Origin of the sequence: Caldimonas taiwanensis NBRC 104434 (assembly GCF_001592165.1) — a bacterium.
In the GTDB taxonomy this organism is placed as follows: Bacteria; Pseudomonadota; Gammaproteobacteria; order Burkholderiales; family Burkholderiaceae_C; genus Caldimonas; species Caldimonas manganoxidans.
In genome coordinates this window covers 85,695-106,179 of sequence record NZ_BCWK01000010.1, presented here as the reverse complement: position 1 = coordinate 106,179, position 20,485 = coordinate 85,695, and the positions used below count along the sequence as shown (strand labels likewise).

At 68.6% G+C, this 20,485-nt stretch carries 19 protein-coding genes; 15 read left to right on the top strand and 4 right to left on the bottom strand.

Annotated elements, in window-relative coordinates; all coding sequences use genetic code 11:
• Window position 1 precedes the first annotated feature (1 nt).
• The 3 genes from mutL (at window position 2) to CTA01S_RS10410 (ending at window position 3,638) form a co-directional block, all read left to right on the top strand.
• Complete coding sequence (gene mutL, locus CTA01S_RS10420) at window positions 2–1,837, top strand: DNA mismatch repair endonuclease MutL (RefSeq protein WP_062195312.1); 1,836 nt, start codon at window positions 2–4, stop codon at window positions 1,835–1,837.
• A 33-nt stretch (window positions 1,838–1,870) separates the two neighbouring features.
• Complete coding sequence (locus CTA01S_RS10415) at window positions 1,871–2,818, top strand: alpha/beta hydrolase (protein WP_062195309.1); 948 nt, start codon at window positions 1,871–1,873, stop codon at window positions 2,816–2,818.
• An 82-nt stretch (window positions 2,819–2,900) separates the two neighbouring features.
• Window positions 2,901–3,638, top strand: coding sequence for a pseudouridine synthase (locus tag CTA01S_RS10410; protein ID WP_442752324.1), 738 nt, complete (start codon window positions 2,901–2,903; stop codon window positions 3,636–3,638).
• A 243-nt stretch (window positions 3,639–3,881) separates the two neighbouring features.
• Here the strand turns inward: CTA01S_RS10410 and CTA01S_RS10405 are convergent, their stop codons facing one another.
• Together CTA01S_RS10405 and CTA01S_RS10400 are read right to left on the bottom strand one after the other, a co-directional pair.
• The gene (locus CTA01S_RS10405; RefSeq protein WP_062195299.1) at window positions 3,882–4,835 is read right to left on the bottom strand and encodes a PA2778 family cysteine peptidase; all 954 of its coding nucleotides are present in this window, start codon (window positions 4,833–4,835) and stop codon (window positions 3,882–3,884) included.
• Window positions 4,832–5,245: a PA2779 family protein gene (locus CTA01S_RS10400; RefSeq protein ID WP_019559555.1), complete on the bottom strand. Its 414-nt coding sequence runs from the start codon at window positions 5,243–5,245 to the stop codon at window positions 4,832–4,834. Before CTA01S_RS10400 ends, CTA01S_RS10405 begins: the two co-directional genes overlap by 4 nt.
• 202 nt (window positions 5,246–5,447) lie before the next feature.
• Here CTA01S_RS10400 and CTA01S_RS10395 point away from each other — a divergent pair, with 202 nt between their 5' ends.
• The 4 genes from CTA01S_RS10395 to CTA01S_RS10380 all read left to right on the top strand — a co-directional run bounded on the left by CTA01S_RS10395 (window position 5,448) and on the right by CTA01S_RS10380 (window position 9,200).
• Window positions 5,448–6,710, top strand: coding sequence for a multidrug effflux MFS transporter (locus CTA01S_RS10395; protein ID WP_062195296.1), 1,263 nt, complete (start codon window positions 5,448–5,450; stop codon window positions 6,708–6,710).
• Window positions 6,707–7,645: a tRNA (adenosine(37)-N6)-dimethylallyltransferase MiaA gene (gene miaA / locus CTA01S_RS10390; RefSeq protein WP_062195292.1), complete on the top strand. Its 939-nt coding sequence runs from the start codon at window positions 6,707–6,709 to the stop codon at window positions 7,643–7,645. Before CTA01S_RS10395 ends, miaA begins: the two co-directional genes overlap by 4 nt.
• Entirely contained in the window at window positions 7,642–8,310 is a 669-nt protein-coding gene (locus tag CTA01S_RS10385; RefSeq protein WP_019559552.1) for an ABC transporter ATP-binding protein, read from the top strand. The genes miaA and CTA01S_RS10385 overlap by 4 nt, the downstream gene beginning before the upstream one ends.
• A 113-nt stretch (window positions 8,311–8,423) precedes the next feature.
• Window positions 8,424–9,200 carry an oxygen-binding di-iron domain-containing protein gene (locus CTA01S_RS10380; protein WP_019559551.1) on the top strand — a complete coding sequence of 259 codons (777 nt, stop codon included), beginning with the start codon at window positions 8,424–8,426 and terminating at the stop codon, window positions 9,198–9,200.
• On the opposite strand, the gene CTA01S_RS10375 is transcribed toward CTA01S_RS10380, so the two are convergent.
• The gene (locus CTA01S_RS10375; protein ID WP_062195289.1) at window positions 9,173–10,015 is read right to left on the bottom strand and encodes a GGDEF domain-containing protein; all 843 of its coding nucleotides are present in this window, start codon (window positions 10,013–10,015) and stop codon (window positions 9,173–9,175) included. The two genes, CTA01S_RS10380 and CTA01S_RS10375, sit on opposite strands and share 28 nt — an antisense overlap.
• Before the next feature lie 186 nt (window positions 10,016–10,201).
• On the opposite strand from CTA01S_RS10375, the gene CTA01S_RS10370 reads away from it, so the two are divergent.
• From CTA01S_RS10370 to CTA01S_RS10340, 8 genes are all read left to right on the top strand, one after another.
• Window positions 10,202–12,748, top strand: a complete 2,547-nt coding sequence (locus tag CTA01S_RS10370) for an ABC transporter permease (protein ID WP_371326091.1) — start codon at window positions 10,202–10,204, stop codon at window positions 12,746–12,748.
• Window positions 12,748–13,824: a lipocalin-like domain-containing protein gene (locus CTA01S_RS10365; RefSeq protein ID WP_062195287.1), complete on the top strand. Its 1,077-nt coding sequence runs from the start codon at window positions 12,748–12,750 to the stop codon at window positions 13,822–13,824. The genes CTA01S_RS10370 and CTA01S_RS10365 overlap by 1 nt, the downstream gene beginning before the upstream one ends.
• Before the next feature lie 369 nt (window positions 13,825–14,193).
• A complete protein-coding gene (locus tag CTA01S_RS10360) occupies window positions 14,194–14,760 on the top strand; it encodes an RNA polymerase sigma factor (protein ID WP_062195284.1) in 567 nt (188 codons plus the stop codon).
• Window positions 14,761–14,791: 31 nt separating this feature from the next.
• The gene (locus CTA01S_RS10355; protein WP_019559546.1) at window positions 14,792–15,346 is read left to right on the top strand and encodes a hypothetical protein; all 555 of its coding nucleotides are present in this window, start codon (window positions 14,792–14,794) and stop codon (window positions 15,344–15,346) included.
• The gene (locus CTA01S_RS10350; RefSeq protein WP_062195281.1) at window positions 15,343–16,590 is read left to right on the top strand and encodes a S8 family serine peptidase; all 1,248 of its coding nucleotides are present in this window, start codon (window positions 15,343–15,345) and stop codon (window positions 16,588–16,590) included. The genes CTA01S_RS10355 and CTA01S_RS10350 overlap by 4 nt, the downstream gene beginning before the upstream one ends.
• A 125-nt stretch (window positions 16,591–16,715) precedes the next feature.
• A complete protein-coding gene (locus CTA01S_RS16625; protein WP_157451346.1) occupies window positions 16,716–17,117 on the top strand; it encodes a hypothetical protein in 402 nt (133 codons plus the stop codon).
• A 32-nt stretch (window positions 17,118–17,149) separates the two neighbouring features.
• Window positions 17,150–17,944: a hypothetical protein gene (locus tag CTA01S_RS10345; RefSeq protein ID WP_062195278.1), complete on the top strand. Its 795-nt coding sequence runs from the start codon at window positions 17,150–17,152 to the stop codon at window positions 17,942–17,944.
• Between the two features lie 214 nt (window positions 17,945–18,158).
• Window positions 18,159–18,866: a hypothetical protein gene (locus CTA01S_RS10340; RefSeq protein WP_019559544.1), complete on the top strand. Its 708-nt coding sequence runs from the start codon at window positions 18,159–18,161 to the stop codon at window positions 18,864–18,866.
• A 34-nt stretch (window positions 18,867–18,900) separates the two neighbouring features.
• On the opposite strand, the gene CTA01S_RS10335 is transcribed toward CTA01S_RS10340, so the two are convergent.
• On the bottom strand, window positions 18,901–20,469 hold the full coding sequence (locus tag CTA01S_RS10335; RefSeq protein ID WP_157451345.1) for a DHA2 family efflux MFS transporter permease subunit: 1,569 nt from the start codon (window positions 20,467–20,469) through the stop codon (window positions 18,901–18,903).
• Between the last annotated feature and the right edge of the window lie 16 nt (window positions 20,470–20,485).

Here is a 20,485-nt window from a genome sequence, read left to right as displayed (position 1 = left end):
AATGAATGCTCCCACTCTTGCCCCGCGTCGGCCCATCCGCGAACTGCCGGACGAGTTGGTCAGCCAGATCGCCGCTGGCGAAGTGGTCGAGCGGCCCGCGTCGGTGGTGCGTGAGCTGGTGGACAACGCCCTGGATGCCGGCGCCACCGAGGTGACGGTGAAGTTGGCCGGCGGTGGGGTGCGCGCCATCGTCGTCGAAGACAACGGCCAGGGCATGCCAGCCGACGAAATGCCGCTGGCGCTGCGCCGCCATGCCACCAGCAAGATCGCCTCGCTGGCCGAGCTGGAGCAGGTGCAGACCATGGGCTTCCGAGGCGAGGCGCTGGCGGCCATCGCCTCGGTGGCCGAAGTCGCCCTGTGCAGCCGCCCGCCCGAGGCTGCCCACGCCCACCGGCTGGATGCCCGCTCGGGCGAACTGAGCCCGGCTGCGCGCGGCGTGGGCACCACGGTGGAGGTGCGCGAGCTCTTCTTCAACACGCCGGCGCGGCGCAAATTCCTCAAGACCGAAGCCACCGAGCTGGCGCATTGCCTGGAAGCCGTGCGCCGCCATGCCCTGGCCCGGCCGGATGTGAGCTTTGCCGTTTGGCACGAAGGCAAGCTGGTGGCGCAGTGGCGCCGCGGCAGCGGGGAACAACGGCTGCGCGAGGTGCTGGGCGAGGATTTCTTCGCCCAAAGCCGAGCGGTGGAGGCCCGCATCGGCCCGCTGCGCCTGTTCGGCCGTGCGGGCTTGCCCGATGCGGCCCGCTCGCGCTCGGACTTGCAGTACGCCTATGTCAACGGCCGTTACGTGCGCGACAAGTTGCTCGCCCACGGCGTGCGCTCAGCCTATGAAGACGTGCTGCACGGTTCGCGGCAGCCCAGCTATGTGCTGTTTCTCGAAATCGCCCCGGATCGGGTGGACGTGAACGTGCACCCGACCAAAATCGAGGTGCGGTTCCGCGATGCGCGCGAAGTCCACCAAGCCGTGCGCCATGCCGTGGAAAACGCTTTGGCGCCGTCACGTGCCGAGGCGGTGCACGGTGCTGCCTGCGCGGGCCTCGCCCCCCCGGCGCCCGCCGTTGCCGCACCAGCAGCATCGGCGCGGCCGACAGGGTCGGCCCCAGGCTGGAGCCGACCGGCGCCCGCGCAAGCCCAGCTGGCGCTGGAGCAGGCCGCCACGCTGTTCGCGCAAGAGCCGCCGGCCGGCTGGCTGCGTCGGCCATCGGCGCCGGCCGAACCCCAGCCTGCGGCCGAGCCGGCCTGGGATCCCGAGAGCTGGCCCCTGGGTCGGGCCATCGCCCAGGTGGGAGGCGTCTATGTGCTGGCCGAAAATGCCCAAGGTCTGGTGATCGTGGACATGCATGCGGCCCATGAACGCATCGTCTACGAGCGGCTCAAGCAGCATTTGCGCCATCAGCGCATCGAGTCACAGCCGCTGCTGATTCCAGCCACCTTCACCGCCACGCCCCAAGAAGTGGCCACGGCCGAAGCCTGTCAAGACGCCTTGCTCACCCTCGGGCTGGAAATCACGCCGCTGTCGCCCACCACGCTGGCGGTACGTTCATGCCCCACGGCCCTGACCGACGCGAACGTGGTGGAGCTGGCCCGCAGCGTGCTGGCCGAGCTGGCGCAGTACGAGGCCAGCAATGTGATCGAGCGGGCGCAGCATGAATTGTTGGCCACCATGGCTTGCCACGGCGCCGTGCGTGCCAACCGTCGCCTCACGCTGGACGAGATGAACGCCTTGCTGCGCGACATGGAGCGCACCGAGCGGGCCGACCAGTGCAATCATGGCCGCCCGACCTGGCGACAGCTCACGCTGCGGGAGTTGGATGCGCTGTTTTTGCGCGGTCGGTGAACTTTCGTGGGCCGGGTGGATCGCTCCCGAGCCATGATCGGCTCGCAACGTGTCGTTCGGTGGGGGCTCGTCTTTCTTGCCGCAGCAGCGCTGTTGGTGGGCTGCGCGGTGCTCGACACCCAGCAGCGTCGCTGGATCTTCCAGCCCAGCCAAGCAAGCTGGCGCGGCGCCGCCCAAGCCGCCGAAGGCTTGGAAGAGCGCTGGATCGAGTTCGACTCGCGCCTGGACGGCCAACGCGCCCGGCTGCATGCCCTGTGGTTGCCACAGGATCGGTCAGACGCGCCGATCTTGCTGTACCTGCATGGCGCCCGCTGGGATGTGCGCAGCAGCGCTGCGCGCATGCGCCGCCTGCATGGCCTGGGCTTTGCGGTGTTGGGCATCGACTATCGCGGCTTCGGGCAGAGTTCCGGCGAGCTGCCTTCGGAGCGCCTGGCCTACGAAGACGCCCGTGCCGCTTGGGACTGGCTGGCGCATCGACATCGCGATGCCCGGCGCTTCATTTACGGCCATTCACTGGGCGGAGCGATCGCCACGCACTTGGCCTCGCAGGTGGACGACGCGGCGGGCTTGATCGTGGAGGCCAGCTTTCCTTCGATTCGCGACGTGGTCAGTACCTTCCGCTGGGGCTGGCTGCCCGTGGGGCCCCTGCTGACGCAGCGCTTCGAAGCCGGCGAACACATCCAGCGGGTCCGAGCCCCGGTGCTGGTGGTGCACGGCAGCGCCGATCGCTTCATTCCCCCGGCCTTGGGCCATCGGCTCTACGAGCGCGCGCCACCGCCCAAACGCTGGCTGCTGGTCGAAGGCGCCAGCCATCACAACGCCAGCGCCCTCGGTCGGGACGCGTATCGCGCCGCCTTGCAAGAACTATTCGGGTTGCAGCAGGCGCCAGACATGGTCCAATCCCCTCTGCCACCCCGTTCGCGCCATGAAGTCCCGCCCCAAGCCATCCGTGCCCCGCAAGTCCTCACCCGCCACCCCTGAAGTCCCCCGCCGGCACGCGCCGGCGCCGGCCCAGCCCCCGACGGCCGCCGTCGCGCCGGCAGGCGAGCGACTGTCCAAGCGCATGAGCGCACTGGGATTGGCCTCGCGCCGCGAGGCCGACCTGTGGATCGAACGCGGCTGGGTGCGCGTGGACGGTCAGGTGATCGACACCCTGGGCGCGCGCGTGCTGCCGCATCAGCGCATCGAGGTGGACCCGGCCGCGCGGCACGAGCAGGGCCGGCGCGTCACCATGTTGCTGAACAAGCCGATCGGCTATGTGAGCGGTCAGGCCGAAGACGGCCATGAACCGGCCGTGGCGCTCATCACCCCCGAAAACCATTGGCGCCAGGACCGCAGCCCGTGGCGCTTCGGCGCCCATCAGCTGCGCAAGCTGGCACCCGCTGGCCGGCTGGACATCGACTCCACCGGCCTGCTCGTGCTCACGCAAGACGGCCGCATCGCGCGTTGGCTGATCGGCGCGGACTCCGAGGTGGAGAAGGAATACTTGGTCCGCGTGGAACACATGGATGCCCGCAGCAAGGGCCCGCCCTCGCACACCGTGCCGCCGGAGCGGCTGGCCTTGCTGCGCCACGGCCTCAGCCTCGATGGCCGTCCGCTGCGGCCCGCCCAGGTGAGCTGGCAGAACGAACATCAGCTGCGCGTCGTGCTGCGCGAGGGACGCAAGCGCCAAATCCGACGCATGTGCGAGTTGGTGGGCCTGAAAGTCGTGGGGCTCAAACGCATCCGCATCGGCCAGGTCACGCTGGGGGCCCTGCCGCTGGGTCAATGGCGGTACTTGGGGCCGCACGAGCGGTTCTGACCCCCCGTCGGTTCATCGGCGCAGGCCGATGACCACCAGCACCACGCCGGCGGCAATCGCCACCTGCGCCGGCCCATGAAGGAATGCGCTGTTCCTTGCGCACCTCGGCCTTGAGTTGGCCGAGTTGAAAGACGGTTTCGTGTTGGGTGTAGGACGGTCCACGAAACGACACGAGCCCACCCAGCACGATCGGGGCAGCACCGACGAGGACGTCAATGGCTTTCACGGGTGCGGTCGCCAGGCTCAAGGCTGCGACGCCTGTACACGGTCGAGCAAGGCCCGCGCCTGCTCGGCCCAAGGCCCCCCCAGAGCCAAGGCTTCGCGCGCGGCCGCCAAGGCCCGCTGGGGCTGCCCCAGATCCAGCGCGACCACGCCCAGGTTGACCCAAGCGGCTGCGCTGGCATGGGCCCGCGCCGCAGCTTCGAAAGCCCGCGCCGCGTCGGTCTTGCGGCCGGCGGCATACAGGCTATTGCCCAGGCCCATGGCCAGCGTGAGGTTGTCAGGCCAGCGGGTCTGCGCCGCCGCATAGGCTCGCACGGCCGCCTCGGGCGACGCCACCCGCTCGAACGCGAGCATGGCGCGCACGATCTCGTCTTCGCTGGCCGTGCGCGGCAGGCGGCCTGGCGCCACGGTCACGAAGGCCCAATACTGCGAACGCGCCCAGGTGTGTTCGAAAGTGCGCATGGCCAACCGCTGGCGGCGCTGTGCGCCCGAGCGCAGGACCATCCAGCCCTCGTCCAAGTCATAGCCCACGGCCACGGCATAGTGCCACAGCGGCGCCACACTCAAGCCCAGGTTTTGCAGCACCACGGCCGCTCGGCCGCCTGCGATTTCCTCGCACAAGGCGTGCAAACTCGCAGGCAAACGCACCGCCACCGCGCCACAGCGCCGTGCGGCGGCCAGCATTTCGACCTGCAGCGAGCCGTGGCGGCCTGGCAGGTACACCAGGGGCACCAGATCGGCCGGGGTCTGCGCAAAGCCCTCGGCCTGCAGCACCGTGGCCAGGGTTTCCGGGCCACACAGATTCGGCCCGCTTTGGGGGAAAAACGGCACCTGCTCGAGCTCGGCACGCCGTGGCAGGCCGACCGCAGCCCCGGCGCGCAAAGCCGCCGTCTGGCTCGCGCAGCCGCTCGCACCCAGGACGCTCAGCGCCGCGCCCGCCAGCCAGCCGCGACGCGACAGGCGGCGGCGGCTCAACGCACCGAACGGGTGAAGGGGAAGACCTTGGTCAACCCCAAGATGTCGGTGACCAGCAGCAGCACGAAGATGAAGACGATCGCGCCCAGCACATCGCCGGCGCCGGCCGGCGCCTGGTCGATGCGGGCCACCAGCTGCTGAGCCTCCTCGTCGGTCAAAGCCTGCACACGGGCGCGCGCTTGCTCGGGGCTGACGCCCCAGTCCTGCAGCTTGGCCTGCAACTCGGGACGGTCGAGCTCGGCCATCAGCCGCTCACGCGAGGCCGCGCCCGCATCCGAACCGGCCGGCGAGAGCCCCTGCCGTGCGATCTGTTCGGTCGTGATCAGCGTGAGCTGGCCCGGTTGCGCCAGCGCCAAGGTGCCCATGGACAGCGACACGGTCAGCGCAACGGCACGGATGAAACGGGACATGAAGGACTCCTTCGCTCATTCATGAATGATGTCAAGACAGGTCGGGCAGCACCTGCATGGCGCTGCCATGCCGCGACATTGTGCGATGGAAATTGCCGATTTCGCCCCCGGCCCATGCCCAGTCTGTTTACAAATGTGATCGAGCCTCGGGAAAGCCCCAGGTCTGCTACCCTCGGGCGGCTTGCCAACCGGGGACCTTCGCATGGTGTCGGCCACCACCCATCCCTCCCAGCCTGCCTCGCCGTCGACCGGTGTGGTCGTGCTCGCTCTGATGCTCTTGCTGGGCACCCAGCCGGTGTCCACCGATTTGTACCTGCCTTCTCTGCCCTCGCTGCCGCAGGTCTTCGGTGTGCCACTGACCAAAGTGCAGCTCACGCTGAGCGTGCTCGTGATCAGCTTTGGCTTCGGCCAGCTCGTGCTCGGCCCGGTGGCCGACCGCTTCGGCCGCCGCCCGGTGCTGCTGGCCGGATTGTCCTTGTACACGCTGGCCAGCGCTGCGGCCTTGGTGTCGCCGACCATCGCCTGGCTGATCGCGTGCCGGGCCGCCCAGGGCCTGGGCATGGCGGCCTGCGTCGTGTGCGCCCGCGCGATGCTGCGTGATCTGTACGACCCGGCCCAAGGCGCCCATGTGATGGCGCGCGCGGCCACCTGGATGGGCTTGCTGCCGGTCAGCGGCCCCATCCTGGGCGGCTACCTGGAAACCACACTGGGCTGGCGGGGAGCTTTCGGCGTGCTCACGCTGTTCGGTGCGACCGGCTTGGCCGTCATCGCGCTGCGGCTGCCCGAAACCCTGCGGCACCCCAATCCGCATGCCCTGCGCTGGCGCCCGATGTGGCACAGCTGGCGCGTGGTGCTGAGCCATCCCAGCTTTTGGGCCTACACCGCGGTGTCCAGCTTCACCTATGCCGGGCTGTTTTGCTTCATTGCGGGGTCGTCGTTCGTGATGGTCGATGTCTTGGGCCTGTCGCGACGCGAATATGGGGTCGCCTTCGCCATCGTGACCTCGGGTTTCCTGATCGGCTCGGCCACCTGCCGCCGCCTCGTGCCGCGGCTCGGCTTGGTGGGATCGATCCGCTGGGCCGCTTTCATCTCCGTGGCCGCAGGAACGGCGATGGCCGCTTTGGCGCTGGCCGGGGTGCATCACCCGTTGGCCTTGATGATGCCAGCCTTCGTCTACACCTTTGCGCATGGCATCCACCAGCCCTGCGCTCAGATGGGCGCGGTCGGGCCGTTCCCCACCCGTGCCGGTGCAGCCACGGCCTTGTCGGGTTTTCTCAGCATGGCCTTGGCCTTCGGCATGGGCTACTGGATGGGTTGGAGCCACAATGGCACGGTCTATCCTCTGGCACTGACCATGGCCGCGTGGTGTTTCGCACTGGCCGCTGCGGCCTGGCTGGGGGTGGGCCGGTGGGGGCAGGCGAAGCCCACCGCGCGTTCGCCAGCCTTGGACAATACGGTCCGATGAGTGTTCCCTATTTGTGCCTGGCCGGGCCAACCGCCTCGGGCAAAACCGCCGCCGCACTCGCACTGGCGCGGGTCTTGCCGATCGAGATCATCAGTGTGGACTCGGCCCTGGTTTACCGCGGCATGGACATCGGCACGGCCAAACCCAGCGCGGCCGAGCGCGCTGCGGTGCCGCACCATCTGATCGACCTGATCGACCCCACCGAAGCCTATAGCGCCGCGCAGTTCGTCGCCGACGCGACCCGACTGGTGAACGAGATCCGATCTCGCGGGCGGCTGCCGGTGTTGGTCGGCGGCACCTTGCTTTATTTCAAGGCCCTGTTCGACGGAATGGATGCGCTGCCGGCAGCCGATGCGCAGGTGCGCGCGCGCATCGACGCGCGTGCGGCGCAGTGCGGCTGGCCGGCCCTGCACGCCGAGTTGGCCCGGGTCGATCCGGTCACCGCCGCGCGGCTGTCGCCCAACGACAGCCAGCGCATCCAGCGCGCGCTGGAGGTGTGGGAGCTGAGCGGCCGGCCGTTGTCGCAGTGGCACACCGGCCGCACCAGCCCGGCTGCACGAGAGCGCCCCCGACTCATCGCCCTGGAGCCCACGGACCGCACCTGGCTGCACCGGCGCATCGCCGAGCGCTTCCATGCCATGCTGGACGCCGGCTTCATCGACGAAGTGCGCGCCTTGCGTGCGCGTGGCGATCTGAGCCTGGCCCAGCCATCGATGCGCTGCGTCGGCTACCGGCAAGTGTGGGAAATGCTCGACGGCTTGCATCCCCCCGACACGCTGGCCGAGCGCGGCATCGCCGCCACCCGACAACTGGCCAAGCGCCAACTCACCTGGCTGCGCAGCATGCCTTGGCGCGAGACCGTGGCCTGCGATCGCACCGATGCCCTGGACCACGTGGTGCGGCGAGCCCAGGCCTGGGCCCAGGAGTGGGCATGAGCCCCCCCGGGCCCGTGCTGCGGGTGCAAGGGCTGGCCAAGCGCTTCGGCCAGACGGGTGTCTTCGAAGGCGTGGATCTGGAACTGCCGCGCGGCCGCTTCATCGCCTTGCTGGGAGAGTCCGGCGTGGGCAAGTCCACGCTGCTGAACTGCCTGGCCGGGCTCGATGAGCCCACGGCCGGTCGCGTCGAGCTGCTCGGGCAGGACTTGGCCGGGCTGGACGAGGCGGCCCGCGCCAGGCTGCGGCGAGCGCATCTGGGCTTCGTCTTCCAGGCGTTCCACGTGCTGCCGCACTTGAGCGTGGCCGACAACGTGGCCTTGCCCCTGCTGCTGCTTGGCCGTGACGATCCGGCGCGCGTGCAGGAGGTCTTGGCCGAGGTCGGTTTGCTGGCCGTGGCGCAGCGTTTGCCCGAGCAGCTGTCCGGCGGCCAGTTGCAGCGCGTGGCCATCGCTCGCGCGCTGGTGCATCGGCCGGCGCTGTTGCTGGCCGACGAGCCCTCGGGCAATCTCGACCCCGACACCGCCGAGCGCGTGTTGCAGGCCCTGGCCGCTCAGGTGCGCCGGCATGGCGCGGCCTGTGTGATGGTGACCCATTCCCAGGCGGCCGCAGCCCACGCCGACGCGGTCTACCAGCTCACGCCCCAGGGGCTGCGCAGTGTGCGCTGAGCCTGCCCGCCAGGCGGGCCGCCCCCGCACGGGTTGATTCACATCAAGCCCGCTGACAGGCAAGCCCCCTAGAGTTCGCGCTCATCGCCTCCCGTGCCGCTGCGAGCCGAACCATGTCCTTCGAGCTATACCACCACAAGGGCCATCAGTGCCTGATGTTCTGCGACACCTCCGTCGAACACGGCGAGGCGGTGCAGGCCAACCAGTTCTTGATCGTCGATGACGACACCGGCGCGATCATCGACCCGGGCGGCAACCTGGCCTACAGCGAGCTTTACTTGGGCATGACGCGGCACTTTCCCCCCCACCAGCTGTCGGCCATTTTGGCCTCGCATGCCGATCCGGACATCATCGCCTCCTTGGACCGCTGGATGACGGCCACCACCGCGCCGGTGTACATCTCGCGCGTGTGGGAGCGCTTCGTGCCGCACTTTTGCAAGCCCGGCAAAACAGCCGGCCGGGTGATCGGCATTCCGGATGCGGGGTTGCGCATCCGGGTCGGACGCAGCGAACTGTGGGCCCTGCCGGCGCACTTCCTGCACGCCGAGGGCAACTTCCAGTTTTACGACCCGGTCAGCCGCATTCTGTTCTCTGGCGACTTGGGCGCCTCGATGGGGCGCCAAGTCGACCCGCGCCGCCCGGTCACCTCGCTGAGCGGCCACATCCCGGCCATGGAAAGTTTCCACCGCCGCTACATGGTGTCGAACAAGGTGTTGCGCTTGTGGGCCCGCATGGCGCGCACGCTGGACATCGAGATGATCGTGCCGCAACATGGCGCGCCCATGGCCGGGGCGGCGGTGCGTGAATTCATCGAATGGGTGCAGGACCTGTCTTGCGGCATCGACCTGCTGGGCGATGCGCATTACAGCGTGCCGATCGCTGCCGACTGAGTCAGCGCGGCGCAGGCCCCGGGCATCGGGGCGCCGTGCACACGGTTGCGCCCGGCACGCTTGGCCTCGTAAAGCGCCACATCGGCATCGTGGACCATGGCTTGGACATTCGCATGCGAGTCATGCAAGGCGGCCACGCCGACGCTGACCGTGGCCCCCACCGACTGGCCCTGCCAATCGATACGCACCTGCTGCAATGCAGCGCGGATGCGCTCGGCCATGGCCAAAGCCCCCGACAAACTCGTTTGCGGGAGCAAGACCGCAAGCTCCTCGCCACCGTAACGCGCCAGCACATCGGTGCTGCGCAAGGACGCGCCGCATGCCCGCACCAGCGCCTGCAGCATCAAGTCGCCCGCATGATGGCCGTGGGCATCGTTGATGCGTTTGAAATCGTCCACATCGATCAGCAACACCGCCAGCGGCAGTCCGTGCCGATGCGCACGCGCCCACTCCTGTTCGATGCGGTCCCAGAAGTACCGACGGTTGTAGCAGCCGGTCAGATCATCGGTGACGGCCAGGGCCTGCAGGCGCTGACGCAATTGCTCCAAACGGAACACCTGGCGCAATATCACATACACCATGGGCGGGGCCGACACCCACACGCAGGCCGTGGCGATGACCAAACCCAAGCGCCACGAGCCCTGCCCCAGCAAGCCGATCACCGCCACGGTGATCAAGGCGGCCAACAACCAGGCCAGCAACACCAGCACGGCCACCGAAGGCCACAGACCCCACGACAGCAAAACTCGATGCCACCGATCCCATTGCCAATCCGCAGCTTCGCTGCCCGACGCCTCATGGCGAGGAGAGGTCATGGCCAGCCCCCCTGAAACAAAAGATTTTTATCCTCGCATGCTTTACGGACATTCGGGAAGCCCCCTAGGATCACCCCCCTGAAATGAGGGGGGACTTGGGACCCCCGTCGGGGCCATGCCCAGTCGAGCCGGTGCATGATGCGCGTGCGCCGGCCCGCGCCCCCTCGATGGCGCCCCGAACGCGACATGCCCCTTGCCGATCCCACCCCCATGAGCTGCTTGCGTTGGTGGGCCCGCTGGTCCTGGCCGCAGTGGCGTCACCATCCGTGGCGCCATGGCATGGCCGCCGTGGCGGTCATGCTGGGCGTGGCCTTGGCTTTTGCGGTGCACCTGATCCATGAGTCCGCCCTGAGCGAGTTCAGCGCGGCCGTGCGCTCGATCCAGGGCGAGCCCGATGTGGAATTGCGCGCCGTGCGTGGCGGGTTCGAGGAGTCCGTGTACGAAACGCTCGTGCACCTTCCCGGCGTGGCCCGCGCCAGCGCGGCGATCGAGCTGTCCGCGCATGCCCGCGACCGCCATGGCCGTCGCATGGAGTTGCGGCTGATCGGTCTGGACCCGCTGGTCGCACCCGAGCTCGCCCCCGCGCTGGCCGTGCAGCTGGCCGACGGTGTGGACCGCTTGGCGCTGCTGGCCCCCGACAGCCTGTCGCTCAATGCCCGCGCGCGTGAAGCCTTGGGCGTGAGCATCGGCGACAGCGTCGAGATCCAAAGCGGGTTGAACTGGCGTCGCTACACGGTGGTGGGCGAGATCGCGGCGCCGGGGCCACCGCTGGCCGTGGCCGACATCGCGGCCGTCCAATGGCATTTCGGGCTGCTCGGCCGGCTCAACCGCATCGACCTGCGCTTGCAGCCCGGCGTCACCTGGGAGCTGGTGCGAAGCCAGCTCGACCTGCCGCCGGACATCTTGGTGCACACCCCCGAGCAGGCCTCGCAGCGCCTGTCCAATGTCTCACGGGCCTATCGGGTCAATCTCACCGTACTGGCCCTGGTGGCTCTGTTCACCGGGGCCTTCCTGGTGTTTTCGGTGATGTCGCTGTCGGTGGCCCAGCGCGTGCCGCAATTGGCGCTGCTGGGTGTGCTGGGGCTGGATGCAGGCCAGCGGCTGCGCCTGGTGCTGACCGAAGCCGCCGTGCTGGGCGGCCTGGGCAGCGTGCTCGGACTGGCCCTGGGGACCGCGCTGGCGCAAGGTGCGTTGACCTGGCTGGCAGGCGACTTGGGCGGCGGATTTTTCCCCGGCGTGGCCCCTCGGCTGCGCTGGTCCACGCCTGCCGCCCTGGTCTATGCCAGCCTGGGCATGGCCGCGGCCTTGATCGGCAGCTGGCGGCCGGCGCGCCTGGCGCAGCGCCTGGCGCCGGCCGAGGCCCTCAAAGGGCTGGGGCCCAGCACTCGCATGCATGCCCACCCCCTGGTGGGACTGGGGCTGCTGGCCCTGGGAGCGCTGCTTGCGCTGCTGCCCCCGGTGGACGGCTTGCCATTGATGGCCTACCTGGCCGTGGCGGCCGTGCTGATGGGTGGGATCGTCTGCATTCCGACGGTGATCCGCGCACTGGCCCTTGCCGTGCCGACAGGTCGCTGGCGTCACCCCGGGCTGCTGTTGGTCTTGCGACGGGCGCATCACCAAGGCCACGCAGCCACCGTCGCCGTGGCCGGCGTGGTGGCCAGCCTCAGCCTGGCCGTGGCCTTGACCACCATGGTGGCCAGTTTTCGCGCCTCGGTGTCGGACTGGCTCGATGCGGTCCTGCCGGCCGATCTCTATGTCCGCACCGCCGTCAGCGCTGCCGCGGCCGACACGGCCTTTCTGGAACCGGACTTCGTGGCCGCGGTACGCCGCCTGCCGGGCATCCGCCAGCTCGACACCTTGCGGGTGCTGAGGCTGCAGCTCGATCCCGCGCGCCCGCCCGTGGCCTTGATCGCCCGCCCTCTGTCCGAGCCGGTGCCCGCCCTGCCACTGACTGGCGCCTTGCTGCCGCCGCGTCCAGGCATGGTCTCCAGCTACGTCAGCGAAGCGATCGTGGCGCTGTACGACATGCGGCCCGGCCAGGTGCTGGCCTTGCCGCTGATCGATGGCCAAGCGCCCCTGCCCACCTGGGTGCGCGGCGTCTGGCGCGATTACGCCCGGCAGCATGGCAGCGTGGTGATCGACGGCGCCGAGTTCCAGCGCATCAGCGGCGATGCTCGCGTCAACGACCTGGCCCTGTGGCTGGAGGACGGCGCCTCGGTCGCTGAGGTGCAGGCCGCCATCCGCAGGCTGGCGCCCGACCCGTCGCTGATCGAATTCGCGCCACCGCATGAGATTCGGGCAGCCTCGCTGCGCATCTTCGATCGCAGCTTTGCCGTGACCTCGTGGCTGCAGACCGTGGCCATCGTCATTGGCCTGTCCGGGGTGGCCGCCAGCTTCTCGGCCCAGGTGCTGGCGCGACGCAAGGAATTCGGTGTGTTACGACATCTGGGGTTCACCCGCAGGCAGGTGTTGGGCATCGTCGCCGGTGAAGGCCTGGTCTGGAGCGGCGCCGGGGCCTTGCTGGGTCTGGCGCTGGGGCTGGCCGTCAGTGTGATCTTGGTCTATGTGGTCAACCCACAAAGCTTCCACTGGACCATGGAGCTGCAACCCCCGTGGGAACGACTGCTCATGCTGGCCGCCGCGATGACGGCCGCCGGCGCGCTGACGGCCGCCCTCAGCGGCCAAGCGGCCACCCGGCACGATGCGGTGTTGGCGGTCAAGGAGGACTGGTGATGCGACGCCGCACCCTGCTGGCCGCCGGGCTCGGGCTGCCCCCCATCTTGGCCGCAGCCCACGCAACGGTCCACCCAGACACCCGGCTGCACTTCCCGCGCGACCATGGCGCCCATCCCCAGTACCGCACGGAATGGTGGTACGTCACCGGCGCCCTGGAGGACGAAACTCAGGCCCTGCCCTGGGGATTCCAGATCACCTTTTTCCGCAGCCGCAATGACCGCGCAGACGACAACCCCAGCGCCTTCACCCCGCGCCAGCTCATCTTCGCCCATGTGGCGCTGACCGATCTGGCCCACGGGCGGCTGCGACACGACCAGCGCATCGCCCGGGAAGGCTTCGGCGTGGCACAAGCCGCCACGGCCGACACCGACCTGCGCCTGCGCGACTGGACCTTGCAGCGTGACGGGCCGATCCACGCCAGTGTGTACCGTGCACGGTTGGCCTCGCGCGACTTTGCCCTGAGGCTGGACATCGCCCAAACCCAGCCCGTGTTGCTCCAAGGCCAGGCCGGCTACTCGCGCAAGGGCCCCGATCCGGCGCAAGCCAGTCATTACTACAGCCATCCGCAGATGGCCGTGCAGGGCCGGCTGCGGCTGCTACAGCGCGAGCATGTGGTGCGCGGCCGCGCCTGGCTGGATCATGAATGGAGCGAGGCCTTGATGCACCCGGACGCGGTCGGCTGGGACTGGGTGGGCATGAACCTGGACGATGGGGCCGCGCTCACGGCCTTCCAGCTGCGCCGACGCGACGGCCGCCCGCTGTGGGCAGGGGGCAGTTGGCGCGCGCCCGGCCAGGCGGTGCGCAGCTTCGGGCCGGATGAAGTGGGCTTCCAGCCCGGGCGCCTCTGGGTGAGCCCCGCCACCCAGGGCCGCTACCCGGTGGAATGGACGCTGCAGACGCCGGTGGGCCGCTTCCTGATCCTCAGCCGGCTCGACGCCCAAGAGCTCGACAGCCGCGCCACCACCGGCACCATCTATTGGGAGGGCCTCAGCGACCTACGCGACATGCACGGCCGCCGTCTCGGTCAAGGCTACCTGGAAATGACCGGATATGTCCGGCCTGTGAAACTGTAGTGGCGCGGGCTGTGAGTGCGCCGGCCCATCGGCCCGTCGGGGCCGGCGAGGCCATGGGGCCAGTCGGCCGGCCCCAAACGCGGCCGTGGACTGTAGAATCCGCCCGGCTTGCACCCAGCTGGCTCGACCAAGCCGGCCTCAGCCTCGCGCATGGCAACGATGGATGAACGCATCGCCGATGGGGCGGCGCCTACGCGCTCCTGGCCCCTTGGGTTCCACCGATCGAGCCGATTCGGCGTGACCACGATCGCCGCGACCGATCATCGACATCACCCCTTGGAAATGCCTCGTGCCGCTGGCCGAGGAGGCGTGATCCGCCGCCTCCTGGACGAGGCCCAGCGCTGATCGACAGCGTTGTACGCATCGGACATGCCCGAACGCGACGGTTCTGCCCTCACCGACGAGCAATTGCTGGCTGCCGTGGCCCGCGGCGATCATGCGGCCTTGCGAGAATTGCACCGCCGCCATGCCGCAGCAGCCGTTCGCTTTGCCTGGCGCATGCTGAATGACGTGGCCGAGGCCGAGGAGGCGGTCGCCGATGCCTTTTGCGATGTGTGGCAGCAAGCGCACCGCTTCGGCGGAGCCTCACGCGTGCGCACCTGGATGTTGGGGATCGTGCGGCACAAGGCCTTGGATCGGCTGCGGCGGCGGCAGGGCAGCCCGACCGTGTCCCTGGAGGACGAGGAGCCGGACGCGCAAAACCTCGGCATCGCTGCCGACCCCGAGGATCTCGCCATGCGTCGGCAAGACGTCGAACGATTGCTGGCGTGCTTCGAAAAGCTCAATCCCGATCAACGAGAAGCCCTCTACTTGGCCGTGGTCGAAGGTTTGACGGTCGCGGAAATCGCGTGTATCCAAGCGGTGGCGCCGGGAACGGTCGCCACCCGCATCCACCACGGGCGGCGCAAACTGCGTGAATGTGCGCAAGGCGAATGAAATCCGCGCCAGCTGCCCACGACTCAAAGGCATGAGCGAGCATCCCCTTCCTTCCACGCAGCGCAGCACCCCAGACCCTCATGAGGGCCACGACACCCTCGATGCGGCGCTGCGCTCGGTGCTCGACGTCGATCCCCCTGGGTTCGACCCCGAGGCCCATTTCCGGGGTATCGAGCGCCGCCTGAAGCAAGCGCGCGCGCAAGGCCAGCCCCAGCGCTGGGCACGCCTGCGGCAGGCATGGCAGCGCGCTTGGATGCCCGCGAGCTCTTTTGGCCTGGGCGCGGCTGTGGCGGCCCTCCTGATGCTGGTCTGGGCTCCTCAATGGCTCGAGCCCCCCACGGTGGTCGAGCCGCTGGGTCAAGCGGCCTCCTCCGAACCGGGGTCGCCAACGCAGTGGCACGTGCGCTTTCGCGATGACGCCACGTTGTCGGCCATGCGCGCGGCCCTGCAAGCGGTGGACGGCGAAGTCATCGGCGGCCCGGGCGCCTTGGGGCTGTGGCGCATCCGCATGACCGACCCGACCCCCAGCAAGCTCGATCGCTTGGCCTCCAACCCCATCGTGCTCGACGTGCAGCCCGCGCCATGAAGGCCGTGCGCTCGTTGCGTCGCATCGCCGCGGCCTCGGTGGTTTTGCTGGCCACGGCGGCCGGGGCACAGCCCGGCATGCCCGAGCCCGGGCCTCGCAGTGGCTCCCATGGCGGCATCGGCATCCAGCTGGACATCGGGGCCTTGTGGCGCACGCTCGGCGCGCGCTCAGCCGCGGCGCAGGACGAATCCAGCCTGCCCGGCCAGATCGTCGGCGTTTTCGATGCCGATGCCATGCCCGATCCGAACACCGTGGCTGCCATGGTCAGGGCCGAGCGGGTCCTCGCCCAGCGCCTGGAGACGCTGGATTTGGCGCTGCTCCTCCTGGAGGTCGCGCCCGATCGAACGCAGACGGTGCTGCAACAGCTGCGCGAACGCTATCCTGATGCGGTATTCGACCGTCACCGCCAGTACACGGCCCAAGAAGCGCCGAGCGCAAGCGGCCGCCAGCCCGTGCGCTATGCCACACGGCTCATCGCCGCGCCGGATGAGCCGCCGCGGCTCGAGGCCGCAGTGCGTATCGGCATCATCGACGGCATTCCCGATCCCACGCTCGGCCTGGATGTCGCCAGTCTCACCTTATTTCCGATGGCCGAAACCCCGTCGGGGGCCGAGCACGCCACCGCCGTGGCGTGTCTGCTGGCCTGTGCCCCCGAGACCGGGGCTCCAGGATTGGCGCGCGGCGCGCATCTGCTGTTTGCCGCCGTGCTGGCCACCGACCGCGCCGGCCGCACGGTGAGCAACACCTACACCGTCGCGCGAGCGCTGGATGTGTTGGTCAGCCGACGGGTGGATCTGGTGCACATGAGCCTGGGCACCACGGCCGATGCCGTGCTCGGCCGCGTCGTGCAGCGCGTATTGCCCAAGGTGCGGGGTTTCGTTGCCGCCGGCGGCAACCGCGGGCCCGAAGGGCCAGCGCCGTTTCCGGCCAGCCACCCCGGCGTGGTGGCCGTTGCAGCGGTCGATGCCGATGCCAAGCCCTGGCGCGGCGGCACCCGCGGCCCTCACATTGCGATGGCCGCCCCCGGCGTGGACCTGTGGCTGCCCGTGGGGGGCGGCCGCTATTTCACCGGCACGTCCTTTGCCGCGCCGTTCGTGACGGCGGCGCTGGCCATGCGCGCCGCACGGGGACAAAGCACCCACGCATCGGATCTGTGCGCCGAGGCGATCGACTTGCCGCCGGCCGGGCGGGATGACGCCAGCGGCTGCGGCTTGCTCCAGTGGCCCGCGACCCATCGGCATTGACGCCTGGCTCGGGCCGGATGGACGAGGATTGAAAAATCATCTCGCGGCCCACGACAAAAGAGTGACCGAACGCGCAGCTGCCACGAGGTCACTTCCATCCACCACGAGACTGAAGGAGATCCATCATGCGTATTCAGCCATCCCTCCTCGCCAGTGCCATCGCTTTCGCCCTGGCTGCGGGCAGCACCTGGGCCGAGCAGAAACCCATGCCCACCAATCCGGGGCAGCCCTCCGGAACGCCGACGTCGACGCCCACTTGGACGGCGCCCGGTGCACAGCCGAGCCACATCAGCATCAAGACCAAATCGAGCCCGGCAGTGGTCCCTCAGAACCCCGAGCAGATCGAAGAGCGCAGCGCCAATCCCGGACAGCCTTCCGGTGGCGAGCATTTGCGCGGGATCGAGAAAAAGGATATCCGGCGCGGCATGGTGATTGCCAAGCCACAGTCAAAGCAACCAGGCGCCCCCATCCCACCCGGCGGATGCGGGCCAACCAAACCCGGTGACCCGACGACCAGCACGTGCTGAGCGACACGCCACGATCGAGGAGAACCGCCGCCATGGTGACACGCTTGCTGAACGAGAAGCACCGCTTGACTTGGGCCGTTTTCTTCGCGCTGGGCAGCGCAACCGTCGCACATGGGCAAGCCCCGACAGCACCGCAGCTGCCCGGCACTCGCCCCATGCCGGGGCCCATGGCCGCGCCGATGCCAGGCAAAGCCCCCATCGAGGAGCGCAACGTCCCGGCCGAGGTGGAACACCCGCCAGCGCCCGCGCAGCGCTTGGCCGCACCGGGCGATCAGCCGCTTCCCATGCCCGATGAGATCGAGGAGCGCCAAGCCGGGCCCGATCTTCACGGTGACGCCAAGAAACCGTGCCCGAAGACCATCGTGCTCAAGGCACCGCCTCCCAATGCAGCCACGCCCTACGCCCCAGACTTTCCCAGCACGCCGGGGGCGCAGTGGATCGAGCCCAACTTCAACGGCACCACGCCCAACCGGCATGTTCGGCACACCTTCCAGTGGGATGGATGCAAGCAAAACAAGTGCTGCGAGGTGTACAAGGCCAAGCTGGAAGTCAAGGTCAAGGCGCTGCTCAATGGTCTATCGAACAGCAGTGCAGACGCTGGCAACGATGCCATTTCGATCTGGAAGAACGGGACCGTGCTGTATTCACAGCCCATCTACACCACCTTCCCGGTGGCAGCAGGCAGCGTCAAGACACTGACGATTCCCGTGCAACCCTCTTGGCTCGATGGCTGCCGATTGAGCTTCCAGGTTCAGGATGATTCGGCGGTGCTCGATGCCAAACTGGTGGTCAGCGGCTGCTGTGTGAAGCCCAACTTCAAGCCGTGATCCCCCTCCTCTGGGCGCCTCGACGGCGCCCAGAGGGGAGACCTGCTCAGGTACACCTCCACTCGAATACGCATCCATGAAGGAATCGCCCAATCTCACGGACCGGGGCTGCCGCCCTGTGGCAGCCAGCGCGCAGCGGGCGGTCATCGCGCTGGCTCTCGCAATGCTTGCGACCGGATGCTCGACCTCCCCCGTCCTGGGTGGCGACGATCCCATGACCCAAGGCGCCGCTGGCGGAGCAAAGGCGATCGCCGCGGCCGAGCCACTGCAACGCTGTGCCGAGCCGCTGGGCACCGTGGGCTTGACCGACACCGGCGACCCCTATGTGCCCATCGTGCGCATGATCGTGCAACAGTCCAACTGCTTCATCGTCGTCGAGCGCGGGCGCGCCTACAACAACGTGGACTTCGAGCGGCAGCTCAACCAGGCAGGCCTGACCCGTCGGTCCGACGGGTCCAGGCCACCGCACAGCGGCCAGGCCGAGCCGCCGCCACAGGCCGGTGGCACCTTGCTGGCCGCCGATTACACCCTCGTGCCTTCGGTGACGTTTGCCGAACCCTCGGGCTTTGCGTTGAGCACCGGGTTGGGAGGCTTGTTCGGCCGGGGTTCCAACAAGGTGGACACCTCCGCCCAAGTCCAGGCGCTGGGCGCATCGACGACGCTGCTGTTGCTGGACAACGCCAGTGGCGCACAAATCATCGCGGCCCAAGGCAGCGCGAAAAACTACGATCTGGGCATGGGCGTGGGCTTGTTGGGTGGCCTCATCGGCGGCATCAACGCTTATGCCGCAACGCCACAGGGCAAGATCGTCGCAGCCGCTTTTCTGGACGCCTACAACAAGCTCGTGATCGCCGCACGGCAGTATGTGCCGCAAAAAGCCCAAGGGCCGGTGGGTCGAGGCGGCAGACTCCAGGGACCTTGATCCCCAAGGTGGCGTCTCCTGCCGCGCGCGCGGCTCAATGCGCCGCATCGGCCGCGGGAGCCGTGCCACCCGAGCGTCGCACCGGCCGCGTCCACCACAGCAGCGCCAGCAGCCCCAGAAAGAGCAACGCCGAGCCGTAGAAGATGTCATCGGCGGCGCGGGTGTAGGCCTGCTGGTCGACCCATCGGTTCAGCTGCAGCGCGATCTGTGCCGGGCTGAGCCCGGCCTCGCTCATTCGGCCCACGGCCTCGATATAGGCAGGATGGTCCGGCGTGAGCTGCTCGACCAAATGGGCATGATGCAGCGCGGCGCGGTGGTCCCACAAAGTCGTTGCGATGGAGGTGCCCATCGCGCCGGCGGTGATGCGCGCGAAATTGCTCAGGCCCGACGCCGACGGAATGCGATCCGGCCCGAGCCCGGACAGCACGATGGCATTGAGCGGAATGAAGAAGAACGCCACGGCCGCACCTTGGATGAGGGTGGGCACGATGATGTGCCACGGGTCCGTCTGCGTGGTGAAATGCGAACGCATCCACAGCACCAAGCCGAACAGCAAGAAGGACACGCTGGCCAGCCGGCGCGGGTCGATCTTGCCCACGTTGCGGCCCACCCAGGGCGACAAGACGATCGCCAGCACCCCCACCGGGGCCAGCGCCATCCCGGCGGCCGTGGCGGTGTAGCCCATGAATTGCTGCAGCCACAATGGCAGCAGCACCACATTGCCGAAGAACAGCGCGTAGGCCACGGCCAAGGTGATCGACCCCAACATGAAGTTGCGCCGCGCGAACAGGCGCAAATCCACCACGGGATGCTCGGCGGTGAGCTCCCACACCAGAAACACCGCCAACCCGACGACCGACACTGCAGCCAGCCAGACGATCTGCGGCGAGGCAAACCAATCCAACTCCTTGCCTTTGTCCAGCATCAATTGCAGGGCCCCGACCCATAGCACGATGAGCGCCAGACCGATGCCGTCGATGGGCAGCTTGCGCGTGGGCGTTTCGCGGCGGGCGTACAAGCGCCACGTCACCGCCGCAGCAGCCAGCCCCACCGGCACGTTGATGTAGAAAATCCAGGGCCAGGACAGGTTGTCGGTGATCCATCCGCCCAGCAGCGGTCCCATCACCGGTGCCACCAAGGTGGTCATGGACCACATCGCCAAGGCCATGCCCGAGCGCGCCGCAGGGTAGCTCGACAGCAGCAGCGTCTGCGACAAAGGAATCATGGGCCCGGCCACCAGCCCTTGCAGCACCCGACAGGCGATCAACCATTCCAAAGACGGCGCAAAGCCGCACAACCACGAGGCCAGCACGAACAGCAACACGCTGGCGGTGAACAGGCGCACCGCGCCCAAACGCTGCGTGAGCCAGCCCGTCAACGGCACCGAAATCGCATTGGCCACACCAAAGCTGGTGATCACCCACGTGCCCTGACTGGGGCTGACGCCCAGATCGCCGGCAATGGCCGGCAAAGAGACGTTGGCGATCGAGGAATCCAGCACATTCATGAAGGTCGCCAGCGACAGCGCGACCGTGCCCAGCACCAGCGCGCCGCCAGACAGCGGCGCAGGCGCAGCCGGTAGGGTGGGGGACGCTCGATCCATGGGGGCTTGGCCAGGC